This is a genomic window from Variovorax sp. GW822-FHT04E09, from assembly GCF_058800845.1.
The window spans coordinates 188,067-210,293 of sequence record NZ_JBXAMR010000003.1 but is presented as its reverse complement, the minus strand read 5'-3'; the positions used below and the strand labels follow the sequence as shown (position 1 = coordinate 210,293).

Genomic DNA, 22,227 nt, shown 5'->3' with positions numbered 1-22,227 from the left:
CGCGTTGCCTACAATGCCCGACTCCGAACCAACAGTGACCCCGCCCTTCATGCAGCTCAGCGCATCGATCTTCAAGGCCTATGACATCCGCGGCGTCGTGCCCCTCAGTCTCGATGTCGAAGTGGCCGAGGCGCTGGGCCGTGCCTTCGGCAGTGCAGCGCGCGCGGCCGGCGAGACCGCGGTGGCCGTGGGCCGCGACGGCCGCCTGTCGGGCCCGGCGCTGGTGGACGCGCTGATCGACGGCCTGGTCGCCACCGGCGTCGAGGTGATCGACATCGGCGCGGTCACGACCCCGATGCTGTATTTCGCGGCCCACACGCTGTGCACCAGCGGCATCCAGGTCACGGGCAGCCACAACCCGAAGGACTACAACGGCTTCAAGATGGTGCTGGCAGGCCGCGCGATCTACGGCGACGAGATCCAGGGCCTGCGCAAGACCATGGAAGACGGCAGCGCGAAGCTCGCGCCCGGCGGTAGCGTACGCAAGGTCGACGTGACCGACGCCTACGTGCAGCGCATCGTGGGCGACATCAAGCTCGCACGCCCCATGAAGATCGTGGTCGATTCGGGCAACGGCATTGCGGGCGCGACCGCACCGGCCATCTTCCGCGCCATCGGCTGCGACGTGGTCGAGCTGTTCAGCGAGGTCGACGGCAACTTCCCCAACCACCACCCCGATCCGAGCAAGCCCGACAACCTCCGGGACCTGATGGCCGAACTGGCCAAGGGCCAGGCCGAGCTGGGCCTGGCTTTCGACGGCGACGGCGACCGGCTGGGCATCGTCACGAAGGACGGCCAGAACATCTTCCCCGACCGCCAGATGCAGCTCTTCGCGCAGGACGTGCTCTCGCGCGTGCCTGGCGGCACCATCGTCTACGACGTGAAATGCTCGCAGCGCCTGGCGCCGGCCATCGAGGCCGCGGGCGGCACGCCGATGATCTACAAGACCGGCCACTCGCTCATCAAGGCGAAGATGAAGGAAATCGATTCGCCGCTGGGCGGCGAGATGAGCGGCCACATCTTCTTCAAGGAGCGCTGGTACGGCTTCGACGACGGCACCTACGCCGGCTGCCGCCTGCTCGAGATCCTGAGCAAGCACCCGGACGCGAACGCCGTGCTCAATGCGCTGCCCACCAGCTTCTCGACCCCCGAACTGAACGTCGCCTGCGCCGAAGGCGAGCCGCACGCGCTGGTCGCCCAGCTCGTGCAGAACGCGCGCTTCGACGCGCCCGCCCAGGTCTCGACCATCGACGGCCTGCGCGTGGACTGGCCCGATGGATTCGGGCTGATCCGCGCTTCCAATACCACCCCCGTGCTGGTGCTGCGCTTCGAAGGCCAGACCGAGGCGGCGCTCCAACGCATCGAGACCGAGATGCTTGCGGTGCTGCGAACGGTCAAGCCCGACGCCACGCTGGCCGCTGCTGCCCACTGAAGAACCTGTGCGTTCCCTGCTGCTTCGCCTCTACGGCGTCTTCACCACCGCCGTCCAACCGCTGGTCCGCCGCAAGCTGCGCCGCCGCGCCGTCGCCGAGCCCGGCTATGCCGTGGCCGTCGAGGAGCGCTTCGGCCACTACGACGACGCCACCACCGGCTTTGCCCAGTGCTGGGTGCACGCCGTCTCGCTGGGCGAGACGCGCGCCGCCGCTATCCTGATCGCCGAGCTGCGGCGCCAGTACCCGGGCATTCCGATCCTGCTCACGCACGGCACCGCCACGGGCCGCGAGGAGGGCGCCAAGCTGCTCGAGCCGGGCGACACGCAGGTCTGGCAACCGTGGGACACGCCGGGCGCTGTCGCCCGTTTTCTCGACCGTTTCCAGCCGCGCATCGGCGTGCTGATGGAAACCGAGGTCTGGCCCGAGATGGCCGCCGCCTGCGCCGAGCGCCGCATTCCGCTGGTGCTGGCCAATGCGCGGCTCAACGAGAAATCGCGCGCCGCGGCCGAACGGCTCAGCGGGCTGGCGCGGCCGGCGTACTCGGCGCTCGCCGCCGTCTGGGCGCAGACCGAGGCCGACGCGCACCGGCTGGTGTCGCTGGGCGCCAAGGTGGCCGGGATCTACGGCAACCTCAAGTTCGACGCCACGCCCGACGCGCGGCAACTGGCCACGGCCGTGTCGCTGCGCGAGCACCTGCCGCGTCCGATGGTCGTGCTGGCCAGCTCGCGCGACGGCGAAGAACGCCTGCTGCTCGAGGTGCTCAAGCGCTTCGGCGCCACCTCGCCGGTGCCGCCCGAGCAGGGTGCGATTCGCTCGATCGCCAAGCGCGTGCACGACGTGCAATGGATGATCGTGCCGCGCCATCCGCAGCGTTTCGACGAAGTGGCGGCGCTCATCGAGGCCGAGGGCTTCGCGGTGGCGCGCCGCAGCGCGGCCGGCCAGCCGGCCGAGGCCGAAATCTGGCTCGGCGATTCGCTGGGCGAGATGGCGCTGTACTACGGCCTGGCCGACGTGGCCTTGCTCGGCGGCAGCTTCGAGCCGCTGGGCGGGCAGAACCTCATCGAGCCGGCGGCCTGCGGCTGCCCGGTGGTCATGGGCCCCTCGACCTTCAACTTTGCCGAGGCGGCGCAGCTGTCGCTCGCGGCGGGCGCGTCGCTGCGCGTCGAGGGCATGGAGCAGGCCGTGACGGCGGCGCTCAAGCTGGTCGAGAACCCGGAGCGCCGCGCCGTGATGGCGCAGGCCGCATTGGCGTTTTCGTCGTCGAACCGTGGCGCGGCCGAACGCACGGCAGCGGCGGTGCTGGCGATTGCACAGGCGGCCGAGCCGGTGACGACACCGGTGGCCGGCGACGACAGCGCGCCGCCCGAAGCGGCGCGGGCCGAACCCACGCTGGATTGAGCGACCCGTTGCCGGGTCAGCGCACCGGCGGGTTCAGGATCACCGGCGGCGGCGGTGCCGACGGCATCGTCGGCGCGGGCGGGTTGAACGGCTGCACCGGCACCGGCGGCACCACCGGAATGGCCGGCGGCGTCACGGGCACCACAGGCGCACCCGTCGTCGCGGCAGGCACCGCAGGCGTGCTGCCGTTGCGTGCCAGCGTCGCGTTGATCGCGTTCATGTCGTCGGTCGTCAGCGTGCCGTTGGCCTGGCGCAGCTTCAGGTTGCCCAGCAGCACGTTGTAGCGCGCCTGCGCCAGGTCGCGCTTGGTCTGGAACAGCTGGCTCTGCGAGTTGAGCACGTCGATGTTGATGCGCACGCCCACCTGGTAGCCCAGCTTGTTGGCGTCGAGCGCGCTCTGGCTGGAGGATTCGGCCGCTTCGAGCGCCTTCACCTGGCCGGCGCCCGACACCAGCCCGAGGTAGGCCGCGCGCGTGGCCTGCGCCACGCTGCGGCGCGTGCCCTCGAGCACGCTGCGCGACTGGTCTTCGAGGGCCAGCGTTTCCTTGATGCGGTTCTCGGTGGCAAAGCCCGCGAACAGCGGCAGGTTGAAGGTGACGCCGACCGTGGCGGCGTTGACGCGCGTGCCCACGGTGCTGGTGCTGGTGCCGGTCGGGTTGCGCGTGACGTTGTAGCCCAGGTTGGCGTCCAGCGTGGGCTTGTGGCCGGCCTGCGCCTTCTGCACCTCGAGCCCGGCCACGTCCAGGCCCAGGCGCGCCTGGCGGATCGCCGGATGCACCTCGTCGGCCTGCGCCACCCAGGCGTTGATGTCGGCGGGCTGCGCGGTCGGCAGCACGACCGGCGCGGCCAGCGGCACGGGCACGCTGCCCGGGCGGCCGACCAGCTGGTCGAGCACCACCTTCTTGACCTGCAGGTCGTTCTCGGCCGCGATTTCCTGGGCGATCACGAGGTCGTAGCGGGCCTGGGCCTCGCGCGAGTCGGTGATGGTGGAGGTGCCGACCTCGAAGTTGCGCTTGGCCGAGGCCAGCTGCTCGGCCACGGCCACCTTCTGCGCGCGCACCAAGGCCAGGCTGTCCTGGCTGGCGAGCACGTCGAAGTAGGCCTGGCTCACGCGCACGATCAGGTCTTGCTCGGCGATGGTGAGCACGGCCTGCGCCACTTCGGCCTGGCGCTTGCCCTGCTCGTAGGTGGCCCAGTTGGCGGGGCGGTACAGCGGCTGCGTGGCGTTGATGCCGACGTTCTGCGTGGTGAAGTCGCGCGAGGCGCTGCTGCCGCGGCCGGTGCCGGTCAGGGTGTCGATGTCCAGGTTGCTGCGGTTCACGCCCGCGGTGAGCCCGACGGCCGGCAGGATGCCGGCCTTGGCCTGCGCGGCGCGCGCCAGGTTGGCCTCGTACTGGGCCCGCGCGCCCTGGTAGGTGGCGTCGAAGCCGCGCGCGGAATCGTAGAGTTCGTTCAGTGTCTGGCCCTGGGCCGGCAGTGCGAGCAGGCTCGCAATGGCGCTTGCGAGGGCTGCGGAAAGAGGCAGAAGCCGGGGCCTGGGAGGCATTGAACGTCCTTGGGAGGGAAAGAATCAGTAGCGCGGCACGCTCGGGTCGTGCTGCGCGGACCAGGCGTCGATGCCCCCCGCCACGTTGGCGAGCGAGTCAAAGCCGTTCTGGTGCAGAAAAGCGGCCACGCGCTGGCTGCGGGCGCCGTGGTGGCACAGGCAGGCGATGCGGGGCGCGGGCTGTCCGTCGCCGGCGGCGAGTTCGGCCAGCCGGCCGGGGATCTCGTTCATCGGGATCGCGACCAGCGTGAAGCCCTGCGGCGCGACGCTCGCCGTCTGCAGCTCCCAGGGCTCGCGCACGTCGAGCAGCACGGGGGCGGCGTCGGCGTCCTGTGCGAACCAGGCGGCCAGGTCGGCGGGGCGGACTTGATCGATCATTCGGTGGGCCGCTCGATCAGAAGGCGAAGCGCGAGGGCTCGGGGAAGTTCAGCAGGCGCGGCGCCACGGTGTCCCAGGGCTGGATCGTTTCCCACTTGCTTTCGCTGGTGCGGGTCACGAAATGGGCGCGCATCATGGGCTCGTCGCCGACGATGGCCGACAGGCGGCCGCCGACCTTGAGCGAACCGAGCAGGTTCTGCGGAATGCGCGCGACCGAGCCGCTGAGCACGATCACGTCGAAGCTCGGGCCGCTGGCCAGGGGCACGGCGCCGTCGGCGTGGCGCACTTCGACGTTCGTCACGCCGTTGCTGCGCAGCGTCTCGGCGGCGCGGGCGGCCAGCACGGGGTTGATCTCGAGCGACAGCACCTGGGCGGCGCGGGCGCCGAGCAGGGCGGCCATGAAGCCGGAGCCGGTGCCGATCTCGAGCACCGATTCGTGCTTCTGGATGTGCAGGTCCTGCAGGGTGCGGGCCTCGACCTTGGGCGACAGCATGAATTCGCCGGGCACCGAGCCGTCGAGCAGCGGCAGTTCCATGTCGAAGAAGGACAGCGTGCGGTGCGCGTCGGGCACGTAGTCTTCGCGGTGAATCTCGGCCAGCAGCTCGAGGATGTCCGACTCCAGCACATCCCAGGGACGGATCTGCTGTTCGATCATGTTGAAGCGCAAGCGCTCGAGGGTGGGCGTGGGGTTCATGGCGTGGCTTTCCTTGAAGGCTCTGGACGGGACAAACCTTCAATTTTAGGTCGCGCCGATGACGCCACCGCGCCAGTCGGCCATCCGGCGGGCGTCATGCGGGGCTCCCGGGGCGCACGCACAGGCCGTGAAGCACGGTTTCGCACTGGGTGGCGATGAATTTTTCGGGGTCGAGCGTGCTCACGCCGTCGACGCAGACCATGGCCGAATGCTTCCAGAGCATGAGGAACACCATGGGCGCGACCACCGAATAGATGGCGTGGTCGATGTCCATTTGCACGAACTCGCCGCGGTCGATGCCGCGCTGCAGGATGCGCCGCAGCAGCTCGTGGCCCGGGCGCACCACCTGCTCGCGGTAGAACTCCGCCAGCTCGGGAAAATTGCCGCCTTCGCTCATCATCAGCTTGGTCAGGCCCGAGGCCTTGGTCAGGCCGACGCGCTCCCACCAGACGTTCATGCAGTAGCGCAGCATCTCGGCCGTCGTGCCCTCGAAGGCCTCGAATTCGGCGTTCCACTCTGTGAAACGGCCGCCGAGGTTTTCGATCACCACGGCCTTGAACAGCTCTTCCTTGCTCGGAAAGTAAAGAAAGAGGGTGCCCTTGGACACGCCGGCGCGGGCCGCCACTTCTTCCGAGCGGGTGGCGGCAAAGCCCTTTTCGACGAACAGGTCGAGCGCCGCTGCCAGCAGCTCGCCCGGACGCGCCTCCTTGCGCCGCTCGCGCTTGGACGGCAGCGGGCAGAACTTGTCGACGAGGGAGCGGGGGGAGGCCATGGTGTTAATGACTGACGGGTTAGTAATGTAGTGACCGGCATCCGGCCCGTCAAGCCGCGACAATACCGGTCCCCGCTTTTTCCAACCCACCCGGAGCCGCGCCATGTCTTCCTCACCGTCGCCCACCGAAACCATCGTGCTCGGCGGAGGCTGCTTCTGGTGCACCGAGGCGGTGTTCGACCGGGTGCAGGGCGTGCTGGACGTCGAATCGGGCTACAGCAACGGCCAGACCCTGAACCCGAGCTACGAGCAGATCTGCACCGGCCGCACCGGCCATGCCGAGGTCGTGAAGCTCGAATTCGACCCGGCGCAGATCAGCCTGCGCGAGCTGCTCGAGATCTTCTTCGTGGTGCACGACCCCACCACGCTCAACCGCCAGGGCAACGACGTCGGCACCCAGTACCGCAGCGGCATCTACACCACGAGCGACGCCCAGAAAGAGGTCGCCGACGCTGTCATCCGCGAGATCGCGGCCAGCAAGACCTACAGCTCGCCCGTGGTGACCGAAGTGGCGCCGCTGGCCAACTACTCGACCGCCGAGGCCTACCACCAGGACTACTTCCTGAACCACCCGAACCAGGGCTACTGCGCGTTCGTGGTCGGCCCGAAGGTCGAGAAGTTCCAGAAGACCTTCGCCTCGCGCGTCAAGGCCTGAGTCTCTTCTTTCACGCCCTGTGTCCGCCACCCTGCGCCAGACCCCAACCCGCATGACGCGTGCCACCCGCGCGCTCATCGTCGCGCTGGCGTTCGCGCTCTGGTTTGCCGGCACGATGGGGCTCATGCACCGCTCGCTGCACGTGCCGGGCCTGCCCGCCGCTGCAGCGGCGGCGCAGGCACAGGCACAGGCCGCGCACCGGCACGACAGCGGCCACACGCTGGCCAGCCTCTTCGGCGTGCACGACGACGCCGACTGCCGCCTGTACGACCAGCTCTCGCACGGCACGGGTGTGCCCGGCGTGCCGCTGGTGGTGCTGCCGATGCTGCTGCCGGCGGCCACGTTTGCTTATCTGCAGGGCGAAGCCATCGCCCGCTGGGTCGCGCTCTTCGACGCGCGCGGCCCGCCGTCCACTCGCTGAATCCCCCGTGTTCCGGTTGCTGCACCCCTTCGGGCGGGTGAGGGCGGCCGGTCGTTCCCCGATTCAACGAGTGTTCCTTCTTCATGACCCCCCAATTCCGTCGCAACGCCATCGGCGCTGCCGTTCTTTCGCTCGCCTCGGTGGCGAGCCTGGCCCAGACCGCCGACACCGCCGCCGCCCCGGCCGCTGACACCGCCAGCCTGCGCGAGGTCACCGTCACCGGCAACCCGCTGGGCGCGAGCGACCTGATCGCGCCGACCACTTCGCTGTCGGGCGACCAGCTGCTGCTGCGCTCCGAATCGACGCTGGGCGAAACGCTGAACAACCTGCCCGGCGTGAGCAGCAGCTATTTCGGCCCCAACGCCAGCCGGCCCAGCATCCGCGGGCAGGACGGCGACCGCATCCGCATCCTGCAGAACGGCGGCGGTGCGCCCGACGCCTCGGCGCTGAGCTACGACCACGCGGTGCCCGTCGACGCGCTGGTGACCGAGCGCATCGAGGTGCTGCGCGGCCCCTCGGCGCTGCAGTACGGCGGCAGCGCCGTGGGCGGCGTGGTCAACGTGATCGACAACCGCATCCCCACCGAGCCCATCAACGGCTTCGGCGGCCGTGCCGAGCTGGGCTACGCCAGCGGCAACAAGGAAAAGAGCGGCGGCGTGCTGCTTGAAGGCGGCAACGACCGCTTCGCCCTGCACGTCGACGCCTTCAACCGCGACTCGAAAGACGTGGCGGTGCCGGTCGACCTCGAGTGCAGCAAGCCCGGGCGTCTGTCGCTCGCGCGCCGCATCTGCAACTCGCAGAACGAGGCGCACGGCGGCGCGGTCGGCGGCACGCTGTTCTTCAGCCAGGGCTGGATCGGCGCCTCGGCCAGCACCTACCGCAGCAACTACGGCACTGTGGCCGAGGACGACGTGACCATCGGCATGAAGTCCGACCGCTACGCGCTGGAAGGCGAGTGGCGCCCGGGCGGCTTCATCCGCAGCATCCACGCCAAGGTGAGCCGCACCGACTACCGCCACACCGAGTTCGAGGGCCGCGAAGCCGGCACCACCTTCTCGAACCTGAGCAACGACCTGCGCATCGAGGCGCGGCACGAAAAGATCGGCAACCTCGAAGGCTTGGTCGGCTTCAGCCGCGAGACCAACCGCTTCGCCGCCGACGGCTCGGAGGCCTTCGCGCCGCACAGCCGCACGCGCTCCAACGCGCTGTTCCTGCACGAAGAGCTCGGCACCTCGTGGGGCCGCCTGAGCTTCGGCGCCCGCACCGAGAAGGTCACGGTGCGCTCGCTGGGCTACCCCGACGACCTGTCGGTGACGCGTTTCGCCATCGGCGAGCGCACCTTCAACCCGCACAGCGCGGCGTTCGGCGCGCTGGTCAACCTCACGCCGCAGTGGCAGCTGACCTCGAACCTAGCCTACACCGAGCGCGCACCGAAGGACTACGAACTGCTCGCCAACGGCCCGCACGTGGCCACCGCGGCCTGGGAGGTGGGCGACCCGAACCTGGGCAAGGAAAAGTCCACCGGCTTCGACCTGGGCGCGCAGTGGAAGTCGGGCCCGAACACGGCCCGCGTGAACGCGTACGTCACGCGCTTTCGCAACTACATCGGCCTGACCGCGTCGGGCCGCACGCTCGACGAGGAAGGGCAGGTCGTCACCGACCCCGAGGCCGCCGACACGCTGGCCGAGTACCGCTACGGCGGCATGCGCGCGCGCTTCACCGGCATCGAGGCCAACGGCAACCTGCGGCTGCTGGGCACCGACGGCTTCGCGCGCATGGCCGACGCGGGCACGCTCGACCTCGAATGGCGCGGCGACATCGTGCGCGCCAAGAACCTCGACACCGGCGAGCCGCTGCCGCGCATCGCGCCGCTGCGCCTGGGCGCCACGCTGGCCTACGGCAACGGGCCGTGGACCGCGCGTGTCGGCTTCGACTACAACGCGGCGCAGCGCCGGGTGCCGAGCGTGGGCGCGCGCGAGACGGACGCGTACACGCTGTGGAACGCGTCCATCAGCTACCGCATGAAGGTGCAGCGCGCCAACCTCACCTGGTACGCGCGCATGGACAACATCGGGAACACGCTGGCCTACACGCCGACCTCGATCCTGACGACCACGGTGTTCCCGAAGGCGCCGCTGCCGGGGCGTTCGTTGAAGGTGGGCTTGCGCGTCACGTTCTGAGGCTGCGGCCTTGCGCGCGGCGGGCGCGCGCTATCCTCGCCGGGTGAATTCGTTCGTCATTTCTTCCCTGCTGCCCGTCGTTCTCCTCATTGCCGCCGGCTACCTCGCCGGACGGCGCCGGTGGATCGGCGGCAATGCGGTGAAAGACCTGTCGAATCTCATCTTCCTGCTGCTCGCGCCCGCGCTGCTGTTCCGCGCCATGAGCACGGTGCACGTGCAGGAGTTGAGCCTGAAGCCCGTGGCGGCGTACTTCATCGCCTCGGGCCTGCTGTTCGCGGCCACGCTCGCGTGGCGCGGCTTCAACCGCACGGGCGCGGTGCTCGCGCTGGCCAACACCTACAGCAACACCGTGATGATCGGCATCGCGCTGATCGGCCTGGCCTACGGCGAGCCCGGCATGGTGGTGCTGCTCACGCTGATCTCGCTGCATTCGCTCGTGCTCATGACCAGCGCCACCGTCGTGCTCGAACTGGCCGTGGCTCGCGAGCACGCGGCGGTGAGCGGCGCCGACCGGCGCTACATGGCGCGCACCGTGGGGCGCGCACTGCGCAACGCCATCATCCATCCGGTGCCGCTGCCCATCATCGCAGGCCTGCTGTTCGCGCAGACGGGCCTCGTGATGCCCGAGGTGATCGACAAGCCGATCCAGCTGCTGGGCCAGGCCTTCGGGCCGGTCGCGCTGGTGATGGTGGGCATCACGCTCGCGCTCACCCCCATCGGGCGCCACTGGCGCGGCGCGCTGGTGCAGGCGCTGGTGAAGAACCTCGTGCACCCGCTGCTGGTGGCGCTCATCGGCTGGCTGCTGGGCGTGCGCGGCATTCCGCTCACCGTGATGGTGGTGGCGGCGGCGCTGCCCATCGGCGCCAATGTGTTCCTGTTCTCGCAGCGCTACCGCAGTGCCGAAGACCTGGTCACGGCCAGCGTCGCCGTGTCGACCGTGCTGGCGCTGGGCACGCTCACCCTCGTGATGGTCTGGGTGCAGTGGTTGCCCTGACGGCCCCCATTTCTCTCGCGCCTTTCGCGAACTTTTGCCCGACTGAGCGACAGCGGTAGCCCTATGCCGTTTGGCAGGGGTGGCCGTTTGGTGGGCTGGCGCGCGGCGTTCGCGCCCCTACATTTGCCGGCTGATGACGATCTACCCGGCGCGTGTTTCGCCCCTTGCCCTTGCAGTGACGGCGGTGGTCGCGACGGTGATCGCGCTGCACGGCGCACGCGCGCATGCGGCGGGCGAGGCCAAGCCATGCCGCACGCCCTGCCTGGCCGTTCCCGTGCCGGCCGAGGCACCGCCGGTTAGGGAAGCGGAGCCCAAGCCCGCCGTGGTGCGGCCGGCGCCGAAGCCACGCCCGCAGATCACCGCCACCGCAGCGCCGGCCCCGGCGCCCGAGGTGCATCGCGAACCCGCCGAGCGGCGCCCCGCGCCTTCGAAACGCTGCAGCGAGATCAACATGCGCGCTGCCGTGGGCGAGCCGCTGTCGGACCAGGACATGACCATTTTGAGGAGCCAGTGCTGATGACCACGACCAAGAACACCGCCATCCCCCGAGCCTTGTGGCGCGTGCTGGCGCTGTGCACCGCCGCGCTGCTGGCCACCGCCTGCGCGCACCGCCCCGCGCCCAGCAGCGCCATGCCCTTCGACCAGGCCGTCACCCAGGCGGTCGACGACCTTATGGTGCAGACCCAGAAGCTGCCGGCCTTCCTGGCCAAGGTGGAGTCCACGCTGACGCAGCGGCGCATCGTGATCGACCCGCTGCTCGAAGGCGCCAGCGGCCAGCAGACCGAGGTGACGCGCGTCGCCGAGCAGCGCATCGTGCAGCGCATGCAGGCGCAGTTCAAGCAGTTCACCGTGACGCCGTTCAACGCCAACGAGATCGGCAACGCGCAGTACGTGCTCAACGGCACGCTGGTGCGCGACAAGGACGCCTCGGGCGCGCCGTACCGGCTGAACCTCGCCATGACCGAGATCAAGAGCGGCATGGTGATCGCGCAGTCGGTGGCGCGCATCAGCGATGCCTCGCTCGACACGCGGCCCACCGCCTTCTTCCGCGACAGCCCTGTGAACGGCAAGGACCGCGGCGTGGAAGGCTACATCCGCACCGCCGAGACGCCGGCCGGGCAGGCCGCCGACGCGCTGTACCTGGAGCGCCTGCCGACCGCCACGGTGCTGCAGGAAGCCACCGCCGCCTACGAGGCCGGTCGCATGAGCGAGGCCCTGAGCCGCTACGAGGCCGCGTCGAAGCGCGCCGACGGCCAGCAACTGCGCATCTACAGCGGGCTATACCTCACGCAATCGCAGCTGGGCCGCACGGCCGATGCCGAGCGCACCTTCGGCACGCTGGCGCGGCTGGGGCTCGAGAGCAACAACCTGAGCGTCAAGTTCCTGTTCAAGCCGGGCTCGACCGACTTCCTGGCCGACCCGAAGATCAGCGCGGCCTACCCGATGTGGCTGCGCCAGATCGCGCGGCAGGCGGCGCAGATCGATGCGTGCGTGGTGGTCACGGGCCACACGAGCCGCACGGGCTCGGAGGCGGTCAACGAGCGGCTGTCGCTGCAGCGCGCAACCAGCGTCAAGGCGCGACTGGTGGGCGAGGCGCCGCCGCTGTCGAAGAAGCTGCGCGAAGCCGGCATGGGCTTTCGCGAGAACATCGTCGGCACGGGCGCCGACGATGCGAGCGACGCGCTGGACCGGCGCGTCGAATTCAAGGTAGCTGGTTGCGAGGCCTGAGGCAGGGTCAGGGGGCCAGGCGCTCCCGCACCCAGTCCGCACCTTCGAGCCGGTAGCGCAGCCGGTCGTGCAGCCGGCTCTTGCGGCCCTGCCAGAACTCCCAGCGGTCGGGCACGAGCCGGAAGCCGCCCCAGTGTGGCGGGCGCGGTGGCGAGAGCAGGTGCTTGGCGGCGTACACGGCGGCGTTCTTCACCAGCACGTCGCGCCCGCTGATCACTTCGCTCTGCGGACTGGCCCAGGCGCCGATGCGTGAATCGAGCGGTCGGCTGGCGTAGTAGGCGTCGCTCTCCTCGGCGCTGACGCGTTCCACGCGGCCCTCGATGCGCACCACGCGCTCCAGCTCGACCCAGTGGAACTGCAGCGACGCATACGGGTTGCCCGACAGCTCGCGGCCCTTGCGGCTGTCGTAGTTGGTGTACCAGACGATGCCGCGCGCGTCGTAGCCCTTGATGAGCACGATGCGGCTGGACGGCCGCAGGTCGCTGCCCACGGTGCTCAGCGTCATCGCGTTGGGCTCGGGGATGTGCGCGTCGACGGCTTCGGTGAGCCAGCGCTCGAACTGCTGCAGCGGGTCGGGGGCGCTGCGGGTCTCGTCGAGCTCGGCGCGCTCGTAGCTCTTGCGCAGCGCGGCCAGCGCGTCCTTGGAAAGAGGAGAAGAAGTCATGCCGGGATTGTTGCGCACATACTCGGCCCATGACGACGACAGAGGCGAACTCCCCGACCGTGATCGTGCTGGCCTCGGGCCGTGGCGAGCGTTTCATCGCGGCCGGCGGCACGGGCTCCAAGCTGAAGGCGCTGCTCGCGGGCCGGCCCGTGCTCGAGCGCACGCTCGACGCGGTGCGCGCGAGCGGCCTGCCGTGGCACCTGGAAGACGCGGGGCACCCCGGCATGGGCGATTCGATCGCCGCCGCGGTGCGTGCCACGCCCGACGCGGCGGGCTGGCTGATCCTGCCGGGCGACCTGCCGCTGGTGCAGCCCGCGACGCTGCGGGCGGTGGCCGCCGCGCTCGGCGGGCGGGTGAATGCCGTGCAGCCGCAGTACCGGGGCGAGCGCGGGCACCCGGTGGGCTTTGCGGCGGGCTGCAGGGCCCAGCTGGCGGCGCTGGAGGGGAACCTGGGCGCATCGTCCGTGCTGCGGGCGATGCGTGCCATCGATGCGGTCGTCGACCTGGCGGTGGACGATGCCGGCGTGGTGACCGACATCGACACGCCCGAGGCCCTGGCGCGGGCCGAGGCGCTCTGGCAGGCGCGCGCGGGCGCCTGATCGCTCACACTTTTTGCTTAGTTCTGGGCAACGACCGCGCAGAGCACGCGCGGGCCGGAGTTGCCGGCGGGCTGCGTCGTGAAGTCGTCGCGGTCGCGGTGCACCACGAGCGCGCGGCCGCGCACGTTGTTGGCGGCGCCGTCGGTCAGCGAGATCGCGTGGTTCTCGACGCTGAAGCGCGCCACGCCGCTGGCATCGGCGACCAGGCTGGGCAGTTCGCCGGCATGGCTGCCGGGGGCGGAGAACTTGCCGTGCGTGCCGCCGGCCGGGTTGAAGTGGCCGCCCGAGGCGTTGCCGTTGTTGCCGCAGTCGCCCTTTTCATGGATGTGGAAACCGTGCTCGCTGCCCGGCGCCAGGCCGCGCACCTCGCCGGACACGCGCACGCCGTGGTCGAGTGCGGTGAGCGTCACCGAGCCGCGCGCGGGGTTGGGCGTGACGGCGGCGGTCGGCGTCAGCTCGACTGTGGTGCTCGGCTTGCCGCCCATGCTGCCGCAGGCGGCGAGCACGGCAGTGGCGAGGAGGGCGGTGCCAGTGGCGAGGAGACGGCGATGGATCATTGGTTTTCCTTGTTGATGAACGGGGTGGAGGGTTGAGAGGACGCGGTGTCCGAAGACCCCGCAACGTATACCGGAGCCGGGGCTGTCCCGCAATCGGCCGGTGTCTGAAATGGCGGCTCGGCGGCCAGCGCCACCAGCCGGGCCAGCGCCGCGTCGTGGATCGCGTGGCGCTGCAGCTCGAGCAGGGTCTGGCGCGCGTAGTCGAGCGAGCTGCCGTAGCGGCCCACGGCATTCGCGAAGATGTGGCGGTAGCGCTCGTCGCTGAGCTCGCCCGTGAAGTTGGGGCTGCGCCGCGACAGCGTGAAGGCCAGCGCCCGCACCGGCCCTTCGGCGGTGCCGCATTGCAGCCACTTGGGGTCGTACACGCCGGTCGGCATCTCGCGCAGCCAGAGGCGCTTGAGCGTCTCCAGGCCCTCGGCCTTCGGCACGCGGAACACGACGCCCCGGCAGCTGCCGCCCGAGAGCAGGCCGAACACCAGGCCCGGCGTCTGCACGCTGCCGCGGTTGACGCGGCTCCACATCTTGAGCGCGCGGTGCCAGCCGTGCACCGAGGCCGCGCGCCGCTCCGCAAAGCCGAACTCGGGCCGCCAGATCAGTGAGCCGTAGCCGAACAGCCAGAGATCGTCGCGCCCGCCCCAGTCGGCGATCGCGCGTTCCAGCATCGGCTGCGGGTCGCGCAACGGACGGGGCATGGGGTCGAGACCCGGCGGACCGGGGTCCGGCGCGCCGGCTGACACGGGGGTGTCGGGGGTGGCGCCTACAATTTCGTGATCATGGTTCACCGCACCATTATTTACCGACCCCTTTCCTACGGAGATCGCGCTTCCATGAACAACGACGACAGCCAGCAGAATTTCGCCCTCGGCTTCCTGGTGGCATTGATCATGCTCGTGATCATGTTCGTGATCGGTGTCGCCTTCTGGCACAAGGGCCTGGGCGCGACGGCCGCGCAGGCCAAGCCCGCTGTCGCGGCTTCGGCGCCGGCACCGGGCGGCGCGGTGCAGGTGACCGAAGTCACCGAGACCGTCACCGTGGTGATCCCCGACGGTGCCAGCATCCGCGTGGTGGGCGGCGTGGTGAACTTCTACTTCGCGACCGGCAGCGCCGACCTCGCACCGGGCGCGGCCGAGGCGCTGGCCCTGGTCATCAAGGGCGTCGAGGGTGGCCGCAAGGCGGTGGTCTCGGGCTTCCACGACACCACCGGCGACGCCGCCGTGAACGAGGAACTGGCCAAGAAGCGTGCCCAGATGGTGCGCGAGGTGCTGGCGGGCCTGGGCTTGCCGGCCGAGAAGATCGACCTGCAGAAGCCCGCCGTCACCGCCGGATCGGGCAACAACGCCGAGGCGCGCCGCGTCGAAGTCCGGCTGGTCGACTGAGCGATCCGGCCTTTTGCATCTCCATCAAAAAACCCGGCATGGCCGGGTTTTTTTGTGCCTGCACGCAGCCGGGTGCATGCCTGAGTAATTTCGTATCGTTCTGCGGCCGGATTTCATCGGGGCGTCGCGCTCGAATTGGTACGATGGGCCTCCAGGCCCACAGTCGCGCCGGCGACACGCAGCAAGAGCCAACTTCCCCATGAGCAGCACACACCCCACCGTCCGCGACGTCACCGATCGCATCCGCGCGCGCAGCCGCGACACGCGCAGCACCTACCTCACGCGCCTGGCCGAGATCCGCGCCCGCGACCGCGGCTCCGACCGCATGGGCTGCGCCAACGTGGCGCACGCCGTGGCTGGCATCCCGGCCAACGACAAGTTCAAGGTGGTGGCCGAGCGCGCGCCCAACCTGGGCATCGTCACCGCCTACAACGACATGCTCTCGGCCCACGCGCCGTACCAGGGCTACCCGGACATCATCAAGCAAGAGGCCCGCCGCCACGGCGCCACCGCGCAGGTCGCCGGCGGCGTGCCCGCCATGTGCGACGGCGTCACGCAGGGCACACCCGGCATGGAGCTGAGCCTGTTCAGCCGCGACCTGATCGCCATGAGCACCGCCGTCGCGCTCACGCACGACATGTTCGACGGCGCGCTGATGCTCGGCGTGTGCGACAAGATCGTGCCGGGCCTGCTCATCGGCGCGCTGCACTTCGGCCACCTGCCCACCGTCTTCGTGCCCGCCGGGCCGATGCCCTCGGGCCTGTCGAACACCGCCAAGTCGAAGGTGCGCGAGCAGGCGGCGCAGGGCCTCGTGGGCCGCCAGGGCCTGCTCGAGGCCGAGATGGCCGCCTATCACACGGTCGGCACCTGCACCTTCTACGGCACCGCCAACAGCAACCAGATGCTGCTGGAGGCCATGGGCCTGCACGTGCCCGGCACGGCCTTCATCCAGCCCGGCGACGCCATGCGCGAGACGCTCACGCGCGAAGCGGTGCGCTCGGTGCTCGGCAAGGCCAGCGACACCGCCTTCAACTGCCCGCCGATCGGCGAGATGGTCGATGAGCGCTGCATCGTCAACGCCATGGTCGCGCTGCTGGCCACGGGCGGCTCCACCAACCACCTGATTCACTGGGTGGCCGTGGCGCGCGCCGCGGGCATCCTCATCGACTGGGACGACTTCTCCCAGCTGTCCGACGTGGTGCCGCTGCTCACGCGCGTGTACCCCAACGGCAGCGCCGACGTGAACGAGTTCCAGGCCTGCGGCGGCCCGGGCTTCGTGATCGGCGAGCTGGTCGAAGCCGGCCTCATGCACGCCGACGTGCTCACGGTGCGCGCCGGCGGCATCCGCGAATTCGCCAACATCCCGTCGCTGGTCGGCGAGAACACGCTGCAATGGACGCCCGCTGCGCCGCTGCAGAAGGAAGCCGTCACGCGCCCGGTGGCCAGCCCCTTCAGCGCCACCGGTGGCCTCAAGCTGCTCAGCGGCAACCTGGGGCGCAGCGTGATCAAGGTGTCGTCGGTGCCCGACGACCGCCACGTCATCGAAGCGCCAGCCCGTGTGTTCGACTCGCAGGCCGCGCTGCAGAAAGCGTTCACGGCCGGCGAGCTGGAGCGCGACGTGGTCTGCGTGGTGCGCTGGCAGGGCCCGCAGGCCAACGGCATGCCCGAGCTGCACAAGCTCACGCCGCCGCTGTCGGTGCTGCAGGGCAAGGGCTTCCGCGTGGCACTGGTCACCGACGGCCGCATGAGCGGCGCCTCGGGCAAGATCCCGGCCGCCATCCACGTGTCGCCCGAAGCCGCCGCCGGTGGCCCGCTGGCCAAGGTGCGCGACGGCGACCTGATCCGCCTCGACGCCGTAGCAGGTACGCTCGCCGTGTTGCTGCCCGAAGACGAATGGGCCGCGCGCGAGACCGCGACGCTGTCCGACGCGCAACGCATCGCGGACGGGCACGGCCTGGGCCGCGAACTGTTCGCCGGCATGCGCCGCAACGCCCTGACCGCCGAAGAGGGCGCCTGCACCTGGATGTGACGGGGCCCCACGTGGGCCGCAAGAAACTTTTGGAGCCATGAGATGACAGACAGACTCACCCCCCTCGACGTGATGCGCGACGCACCCGTCATTCCGGTCATCGTGCTGAACGACGTGAAGCACGCCGTGCCGCTGGCGCGCGCGCTGGTCGCAGGCGGCATCCGCATGCTCGAAGTCACGCTGCGCACGCCGCAGGCGCTGCAGTGCATCGAAGCCATCGCCAAGGAAGTGCCCGAGGCCGTCGCCGGCGCCGGCACCATCCGCAGCGCGGCCGACGCGCAGGCCTCGGCGCTGGCCGGCGCCAAGTTCGGCGTGAGCCCGGGCTACACGCGCGCGGTCGGCAAGGCCTGCCACGACCTCGGCCTGCCGCTGCTGCCCGGCGTGGCCACCGGCAGCGAGATCATGACGGCGCAGGAAGACGGCTACACCCAGCTGAAGTTCTTCCCCGCGCTGCAGGCCGGCGGCCTGCCGATGCTCAAGGCTTGGCAGGGCCCGTTCGGCGACGTCACCTTCTGCCCCACGGGCGGCATCCATGCGGGCAACGCGGCCGAGTTCCTCGCGCTGTCGAACGTGGCCTGCGTGGGCGGTTCGTGGATCGTGCCGACCGACACCATCCGCGACGGCGACTGGACCCGCATCGAGCAACTGGCGCGCGCCGCGAGCCAGTTGCCCCGCTGAGCATGTCGGCCGATTTCGACGCGGGCGACCTCAAGGTCATCGCGTTCGACGTGTTCGGCACGGTGGTCGACTGGCACAGCGGCATCGCGGCCGAGGTCGAGCGTGTGCTGCCCGGCGTGGACGGCGCGGCCTTTGCGCTGGCCTGGCGCGCCGGCTACCAGCCCGCCATGAAGGCCGTGATGGAACGCATCGCGGCCGGCGAGGGCGGCTTCACGCTGCTCGACGAGCTGCACCTGAGCATGCTCGAACAGGTGCTGCACGACTTCAGCCTGGCCGACCACCTCGACAGCGCCGCCAAGCGCGACCTGAGCCGCGCCTGGCACCGCCTGCCGGCCTGGCCCGATGCGGTCGAGGGGCTCACGCGGTTGAAGAAGAAGTTCACCATCTGCACGCTCTCCAACGGCAACATCGGCCTGCTCACCGAGATGGCCAAGCGCGCCGGCCTGCCGTGGGACTGCGTGCTGTCTGCCGAAGTGTTCAAGGCCTACAAGCCCGACCCGCGCACCTACCTCGGTGTGGCGGGCGTGTTCGACGCCACGCCGGGTCAGGTCATGCTCGCCGCGGCGCACCACGACGACCTGGCGGCTGCACGCGTGTGCGGACTGAAGACGGCGTACATCGAGCGGCCCCACGAGTTCGGCCGCAACCAGCCGAAGGACGTGTCGCCGCAGCCGGACAACAACCTGCATGTGCGCGACATCGTCGCGCTGGCCGACCGGCTGGGCTGCTGATCGATCAGTCCGTGATTAGTTTTTCCACCGTGCGCAGGTTGCGCGTGGTGGTGCTCGACTTGTAGCGGGTCTTCGCGAGCAGCTTCGCCACCGGCGTCTCCAGGCTTTCGCCGCGCGGGCATTGCCAGTACAGCACGCCATCGCCGCGCACCAGCTGCTCGACCTTGGCATCGACCGTGCCGGCCTTGTCCATGATCTCGTCGAGCATCGCGGCGTCGGAGCCGAACACGAGGTAGGGATGGTGCGTGTCGTCGATGCGCTCAAAGGGATAGCCCGCCGCCATGTCGGCCACCTGCCGCTGCGTGAGCAAGACGATCCACGCCTCATAACCGAAGCACTGGCGCAGCGCCTGCTCGATGCGTGTTCGCAGCGCGGCGGCATCGGGCGCGTCGGTGTCGAACAGCACGTTGCCGCTGGCGAGCACCGTGCGCACTGCACCGAAGCCGAGTTCGTCGACGAACAGCGCCTTCAGGTCGGCGCTCTTGATCGAGATGCCGTTGACGTTCACGCCGCGCAGCAGGGCGACGTAGCGCGTCAGCGGCGCGTCTTTCTTCTTTGTCTTCGGGCTTGCCATGGTGTTGCGTGCCGCCCGAGAAGGCTCAGCGCAGGCCGCCGCCCGCGGCGTTCTCGTTGCGCTGGATGAGCTCGATCTTGTAGCTATTTGAGTTAATTCGCCGCCTCATTGAATGTCCTTGTAAATCAACAACTTGCGATGACGCTGAATTTCCAATCCCGTTGAGAGCGGTAGATCAACCCTCGGCCAGCCGCCACAAATTGGCGTTTGAGACACCGCCCGGTCGATAGAATGGCCGTCTGATTGAGACGGAGAATTCAATGGCGCGAGCGAGACAAAAGCCGTCCGGCATGTGGGAAATTGGAGTGCGGCATCCCTCGCTTCCAGGTGGACGCAAGTATTTCACGTTCGAAAGCGAAGAGCAGGCCAATGGCTTCGCTGAGCAGTGGAAGACCATGAAGATGGCCGGCCTCCAGCCGCCGGCCGCGCTCCTGCAGCCCACGGGTGCAAATCACTCGCTGGGGCTCGTGCTTCGCGAGTGGTCGAACAGCGGGCTCGCCGCGCCATCCCAGTACGTGACGCTCGGCTCGCTGATTTCCGAGGTGGGAGCCGTGAAGCTGGTCGATGCGAACTACGCTTGGCTGGCGGCCTACGTGCAGCGCCTGAAGGTCGAGAACAACCTGGCGCCGAACTCCATCCGCCATCGCGTGCAGGCCCTTGGCCGCGCCATCGATGAGTTCGCGCGGCACAACCCCAAGCTCGTGATCCCGAACCCGGTGCGGCTGCTTCCCAAGGGCTACAGCACCTACACCGATGTCGATCAAAGGCTGGTGGTCGAGGCTGGCGGCGACGTCAAAGAAGACGTCTCGCGCGACAGGCGTTTGCACCGCGACGAGGAGCCGCGCATCGTGGAGGTCTTGGCTGGCAAGCAACTCGAAGGGACGCCGCGGGGCCTCATGCTTCTGGGCGGCAACGCGCTGCTCACGATGTTCATCCTGATCGTGTATTCCGGCCTGCGACTGCGAGAGGCGTACACCTTGCGCCGCCAGCAAATCGACCTCGATGGCAAGGTCATCCGTGTGCAGAGCACGAAGCAGTGGCGGGGCAAGGTCGTCTTCCGCGAGGTGCCCATGCGCCAAGAGGTGCACGCTGCGCTGACGCACTACCTGTCGACGCGAGCGATGCTGCCGGCCGCCATGCTCTTCCCGTTCACGGAAGAAGATCCCGACATGACGCTGACGAAGGTGTCGCAACGCCTGTCGGCCCGGTTCAAGTCGGCCTTTGAGTACGCCGGCTGTAAGGATCTGCGGGAGCACGATCTTCGCCATGAGGCGACCTGCCGATGGCTTGAACTGCGCGACGCATCGGGGAACTGGATGTTCCGGCTCGAGGAGGTGAATCGCATCATGGGCTGGTCGGCGAACAGCACCATGGCCCAGCGCTACGCGAGCTTCCGCGGTAGCGACTTGGCCGATCGCATGTGGGCTAGTGCCGCGCCAACGTCGGCAGCACCGGCGGGGTCTGCCGGCGCGGCTTAGCCAGCGGCATGGGTGCGTGAGGCTGCCGCTTCATGCGCCGCATCTGCGCCTCTTCGCGGGCCTTCTCGGCCAGGTATGCCAAGAGGTCGCTGCGGACGAACAGCCAGTTGCGCCCGATCTTCAAGCCGGGGATTTCGCCAGCTCGCGCCATCTCCTCGATGCGTTCGGCTGTGCAGCGCATGAGTTCCGCGCACTCTTCAGAGTTGATCGTCTCCGTCACGGCTCCCTCCCATCCTCAGCCCGGCCGATCTCGGCGGATTGGCGCTCGAAGTAGAAAACGACCGGCTTCGATGTGACTTCGATCAATCCGAATCGCAGCGAGTGCTTGTAGGTCGCGTAGTTGCGCAGCAGAACTTCGGGCCCACGCTCAAGCTTGCGGCGCCACTCATCGACTGAACTGTTGAGCTTGTCGATGTTGCACGGCACGCATGAGGGCATCAGGTTGCCGATGTGGTCGTTCTCAGGCTTCCATAGCTCGCCAGTCGTCACGAAGCCCTTCCCAGGAATGTGGACAGACTTCCGCTCGACGGCTTCCACATGGTCGGCGTGCCAGCGGTCGCTGAGGTCGCAGCCGCAGTACGCGCAACGACCGCCGAACATCTCGCGCAACGTGGCGCGTTGTGCTTTGTTGAGCTTCATTGACTCACCCCCTCGTCTCGCGCTCTGATTGCAGCGGCATGGCCGATCCGTCGCAGGTAGTGCGGTGGCAGAGTTTTCCAGTCGAAGTCATCTTTGAACTCGCCGCAGTGGTGTTCGCGGGGCGTCATGATGTGGCCGGCCTCGGGTTGGACGCTGGGGCTTCGCATGCCTAGCATGGAGATTCGCTGCGCACCGGACACGGGCGCAGAGCGGCGGCACTCTCCCACGCAGCTGTTCGCCGGCGCCCACCAGTCGCAGCCGGCGCAGCAGGGCCCGTGCTCGACGTAGAAGCGGTCGATGATTTCGTTGGCGGCACTCATTGAAGCTTCTCCTTCTTGAATGTGCCGAAGTCCTGCTGCGCGATGAAGGCGGCGGTGCCGTAGAGCCTGTCGAAGGCCTCGTCTTTCCCGACAGTCGCGACCATCATCACGCCGGCCACGCTGCATGCCTTCATGAGCACGTTCGCAATGTCCTGCTCGCTCTGGCAATGGCAGTCGTTCACGAATTGCTGCAGCACCTTGCGCGCGAGCAGTTCGGCTTCGGATTGGGAGATCATTTTCTTGTCCATCAGTACGCCTTCGGTTGAATCGGGCACTGCGACAGAGGGCACGAATAGCCTTCCATACGGTGAACATCGCGGCCACAGCCGCCACAGACCGCCACCACCGGGTTCGAGTCGAGAGGCCCACCATAGAACTTGAGT

The 22,227-nt window shown here is 69.1% G+C and carries 26 protein-coding genes; 14 read left to right on the top strand and 12 right to left on the bottom strand.

Translation table 11 applies throughout. The annotated features are described in order from the left end of the window. Positions 1 to 49: 49 nt before the first annotated feature. Together AC1RL8_RS13290 and AC1RL8_RS13285 are read left to right on the top strand one after the other, a co-directional pair. Positions 50 to 1,432, top strand: a complete 1,383-nt coding sequence (locus tag AC1RL8_RS13290; protein WP_492684483.1) for a phosphomannomutase/phosphoglucomutase — start codon at positions 50 to 52, stop codon at positions 1,430 to 1,432. Between the two features lie 7 nt (positions 1,433 to 1,439). Then, positions 1,440 to 2,831, top strand: coding sequence for a 3-deoxy-D-manno-octulosonic acid transferase (locus tag AC1RL8_RS13285; protein ID WP_492684482.1), 1,392 nt, complete (start codon positions 1,440 to 1,442; stop codon positions 2,829 to 2,831). Between the two features lie 16 nt (positions 2,832 to 2,847). Here AC1RL8_RS13285 and AC1RL8_RS13280 read toward each other — a convergent pair whose 3' ends face one another. The 4 genes from AC1RL8_RS13280 to AC1RL8_RS13265 form a co-directional block, all read right to left on the bottom strand. Then, positions 2,848 to 4,377, bottom strand: a complete 1,530-nt coding sequence (locus AC1RL8_RS13280) for a TolC family outer membrane protein (RefSeq protein ID WP_062469804.1) — start codon at positions 4,375 to 4,377, stop codon at positions 2,848 to 2,850. A gap of 24 nt (positions 4,378 to 4,401) precedes the next feature. Continuing rightward, entirely contained in the window at positions 4,402 to 4,755 is a 354-nt protein-coding gene (locus AC1RL8_RS13275) for a rhodanese-like domain-containing protein (RefSeq protein WP_070062458.1), read from the bottom strand. A gap of 16 nt (positions 4,756 to 4,771) precedes the next feature. Beyond that, positions 4,772 to 5,449: a protein-L-isoaspartate O-methyltransferase family protein gene (locus AC1RL8_RS13270; RefSeq protein ID WP_062469799.1), complete on the bottom strand. Its 678-nt coding sequence runs from the start codon at positions 5,447 to 5,449 to the stop codon at positions 4,772 to 4,774. Between the two features lie 94 nt (positions 5,450 to 5,543). Beyond that, the gene (locus AC1RL8_RS13265; RefSeq protein ID WP_487848212.1) at positions 5,544 to 6,221 is read right to left on the bottom strand and encodes a TetR/AcrR family transcriptional regulator; all 678 of its coding nucleotides are present in this window, start codon (positions 6,219 to 6,221) and stop codon (positions 5,544 to 5,546) included. Between the two features lie 103 nt (positions 6,222 to 6,324). Here AC1RL8_RS13265 and msrA point away from each other — a divergent pair, with 103 nt between their 5' ends. The 6 genes from msrA (at position 6,325) to AC1RL8_RS13235 (ending at position 12,199) form a co-directional block, all read left to right on the top strand. Next, positions 6,325 to 6,876: a peptide-methionine (S)-S-oxide reductase MsrA gene (gene msrA, locus AC1RL8_RS13260; protein WP_492684481.1), complete on the top strand. Its 552-nt coding sequence runs from the start codon at positions 6,325 to 6,327 to the stop codon at positions 6,874 to 6,876. A gap of 52 nt (positions 6,877 to 6,928) precedes the next feature. Continuing rightward, entirely contained in the window at positions 6,929 to 7,297 is a 369-nt protein-coding gene (locus AC1RL8_RS13255) for a hypothetical protein (protein WP_492684480.1), read from the top strand. An 83-nt stretch (positions 7,298 to 7,380) separates the two neighbouring features. Further along, complete coding sequence (locus AC1RL8_RS13250) at positions 7,381 to 9,477, top strand: TonB-dependent receptor (protein WP_492684479.1); 2,097 nt, start codon at positions 7,381 to 7,383, stop codon at positions 9,475 to 9,477. A 43-nt stretch (positions 9,478 to 9,520) separates the two neighbouring features. Beyond that, entirely contained in the window at positions 9,521 to 10,471 is a 951-nt protein-coding gene (locus tag AC1RL8_RS13245) for an AEC family transporter (protein WP_492684478.1), read from the top strand. 133 nt (positions 10,472 to 10,604) lie between these two features. Then, on the top strand, positions 10,605 to 10,988 hold the full coding sequence (locus tag AC1RL8_RS13240) for a hypothetical protein (RefSeq protein WP_492684477.1): 384 nt from the start codon (positions 10,605 to 10,607) through the stop codon (positions 10,986 to 10,988). Continuing rightward, positions 10,988 to 12,199 (top strand): OmpA family protein, encoded by a 1,212-nt coding sequence (locus AC1RL8_RS13235; protein ID WP_492684476.1) that lies wholly within the window; start codon positions 10,988 to 10,990, stop codon positions 12,197 to 12,199. The genes AC1RL8_RS13240 and AC1RL8_RS13235 overlap by 1 nt, the downstream gene beginning before the upstream one ends. A 7-nt stretch (positions 12,200 to 12,206) precedes the next feature. Here AC1RL8_RS13235 and pdxH read toward each other — a convergent pair whose 3' ends face one another. Then, on the bottom strand, positions 12,207 to 12,863 hold the full coding sequence (gene pdxH, locus AC1RL8_RS13230; RefSeq protein WP_492684475.1) for a pyridoxamine 5'-phosphate oxidase: 657 nt from the start codon (positions 12,861 to 12,863) through the stop codon (positions 12,207 to 12,209). 29 nt (positions 12,864 to 12,892) lie between these two features. Between pdxH and AC1RL8_RS13225 the strand changes: the two genes are divergently transcribed. Then, positions 12,893 to 13,462: a nucleotidyltransferase family protein gene (locus AC1RL8_RS13225; RefSeq protein ID WP_492684474.1), complete on the top strand. Its 570-nt coding sequence runs from the start codon at positions 12,893 to 12,895 to the stop codon at positions 13,460 to 13,462. A gap of 17 nt (positions 13,463 to 13,479) precedes the next feature. On the opposite strand, the gene AC1RL8_RS13220 is transcribed toward AC1RL8_RS13225, so the two are convergent. After that, complete coding sequence (locus AC1RL8_RS13220; RefSeq protein WP_095949020.1) at positions 13,480 to 14,019, bottom strand: superoxide dismutase family protein; 540 nt, start codon at positions 14,017 to 14,019, stop codon at positions 13,480 to 13,482. Then, entirely contained in the window at positions 14,016 to 14,711 is a 696-nt protein-coding gene (locus AC1RL8_RS13215; protein ID WP_062480152.1) for a gamma-glutamylcyclotransferase, read from the bottom strand. Before AC1RL8_RS13215 ends, AC1RL8_RS13220 begins: the two co-directional genes overlap by 4 nt. A 135-nt stretch (positions 14,712 to 14,846) precedes the next feature. Here AC1RL8_RS13215 and AC1RL8_RS13210 point away from each other — a divergent pair, with 135 nt between their 5' ends. The 4 genes from AC1RL8_RS13210 (at position 14,847) to AC1RL8_RS13195 (ending at position 18,833) form a co-directional block, all read left to right on the top strand. Then, positions 14,847 to 15,395 carry an OmpA family protein gene (locus tag AC1RL8_RS13210; protein ID WP_492684473.1) on the top strand — a complete coding sequence of 183 codons (549 nt, stop codon included), beginning with the start codon at positions 14,847 to 14,849 and terminating at the stop codon, positions 15,393 to 15,395. A 199-nt stretch (positions 15,396 to 15,594) separates the two neighbouring features. Then, complete coding sequence (gene edd, locus AC1RL8_RS13205; protein WP_492684472.1) at positions 15,595 to 17,424, top strand: phosphogluconate dehydratase; 1,830 nt, start codon at positions 15,595 to 15,597, stop codon at positions 17,422 to 17,424. Between the two features lie 42 nt (positions 17,425 to 17,466). Next, a complete protein-coding gene (gene eda, locus AC1RL8_RS13200; protein WP_492684471.1) occupies positions 17,467 to 18,102 on the top strand; it encodes a bifunctional 4-hydroxy-2-oxoglutarate aldolase/2-dehydro-3-deoxy-phosphogluconate aldolase in 636 nt (211 codons plus the stop codon). A gap of 2 nt (positions 18,103 to 18,104) precedes the next feature. Further along, positions 18,105 to 18,833, top strand: a complete 729-nt coding sequence (locus AC1RL8_RS13195; RefSeq protein ID WP_062480144.1) for a haloacid dehalogenase type II — start codon at positions 18,105 to 18,107, stop codon at positions 18,831 to 18,833. A 4-nt stretch (positions 18,834 to 18,837) separates the two neighbouring features. Here AC1RL8_RS13195 and AC1RL8_RS13190 read toward each other — a convergent pair whose 3' ends face one another. Beyond that, a complete protein-coding gene (locus AC1RL8_RS13190) occupies positions 18,838 to 19,407 on the bottom strand; it encodes a DUF1697 domain-containing protein (protein ID WP_492684470.1) in 570 nt (189 codons plus the stop codon). Positions 19,408 to 19,667: 260 nt separating this feature from the next. Between AC1RL8_RS13190 and AC1RL8_RS13185 the strand changes: the two genes are divergently transcribed. Then, positions 19,668 to 20,885, top strand: coding sequence for a site-specific integrase (locus AC1RL8_RS13185; RefSeq protein WP_493196557.1), 1,218 nt, complete (start codon positions 19,668 to 19,670; stop codon positions 20,883 to 20,885). On the opposite strand, the gene AC1RL8_RS13180 is transcribed toward AC1RL8_RS13185, so the two are convergent. From AC1RL8_RS13180 to AC1RL8_RS13165, 4 genes are read right to left on the bottom strand one after another with little or no spacing between them, the layout of a single operon-like run. After that, a complete protein-coding gene (locus tag AC1RL8_RS13180; RefSeq protein WP_493196556.1) occupies positions 20,833 to 21,105 on the bottom strand; it encodes a helix-turn-helix domain-containing protein in 273 nt (90 codons plus the stop codon). The two genes, AC1RL8_RS13185 and AC1RL8_RS13180, sit on opposite strands and share 53 nt — an antisense overlap. Next, a complete protein-coding gene (locus tag AC1RL8_RS13175; protein ID WP_493196555.1) occupies positions 21,102 to 21,524 on the bottom strand; it encodes an HNH endonuclease in 423 nt (140 codons plus the stop codon). The genes AC1RL8_RS13180 and AC1RL8_RS13175 overlap by 4 nt, the downstream gene beginning before the upstream one ends. Beyond that, complete coding sequence (locus tag AC1RL8_RS13170) at positions 21,521 to 21,844, bottom strand: hypothetical protein (protein WP_493196554.1); 324 nt, start codon at positions 21,842 to 21,844, stop codon at positions 21,521 to 21,523. The genes AC1RL8_RS13175 and AC1RL8_RS13170 overlap by 4 nt, the downstream gene beginning before the upstream one ends. Beyond that, complete coding sequence (locus tag AC1RL8_RS13165) at positions 21,841 to 22,080, bottom strand: hypothetical protein (RefSeq protein ID WP_493196553.1); 240 nt, start codon at positions 22,078 to 22,080, stop codon at positions 21,841 to 21,843. The genes AC1RL8_RS13170 and AC1RL8_RS13165 overlap by 4 nt, the downstream gene beginning before the upstream one ends. Positions 22,081 to 22,227 lie beyond the last annotated feature (147 nt).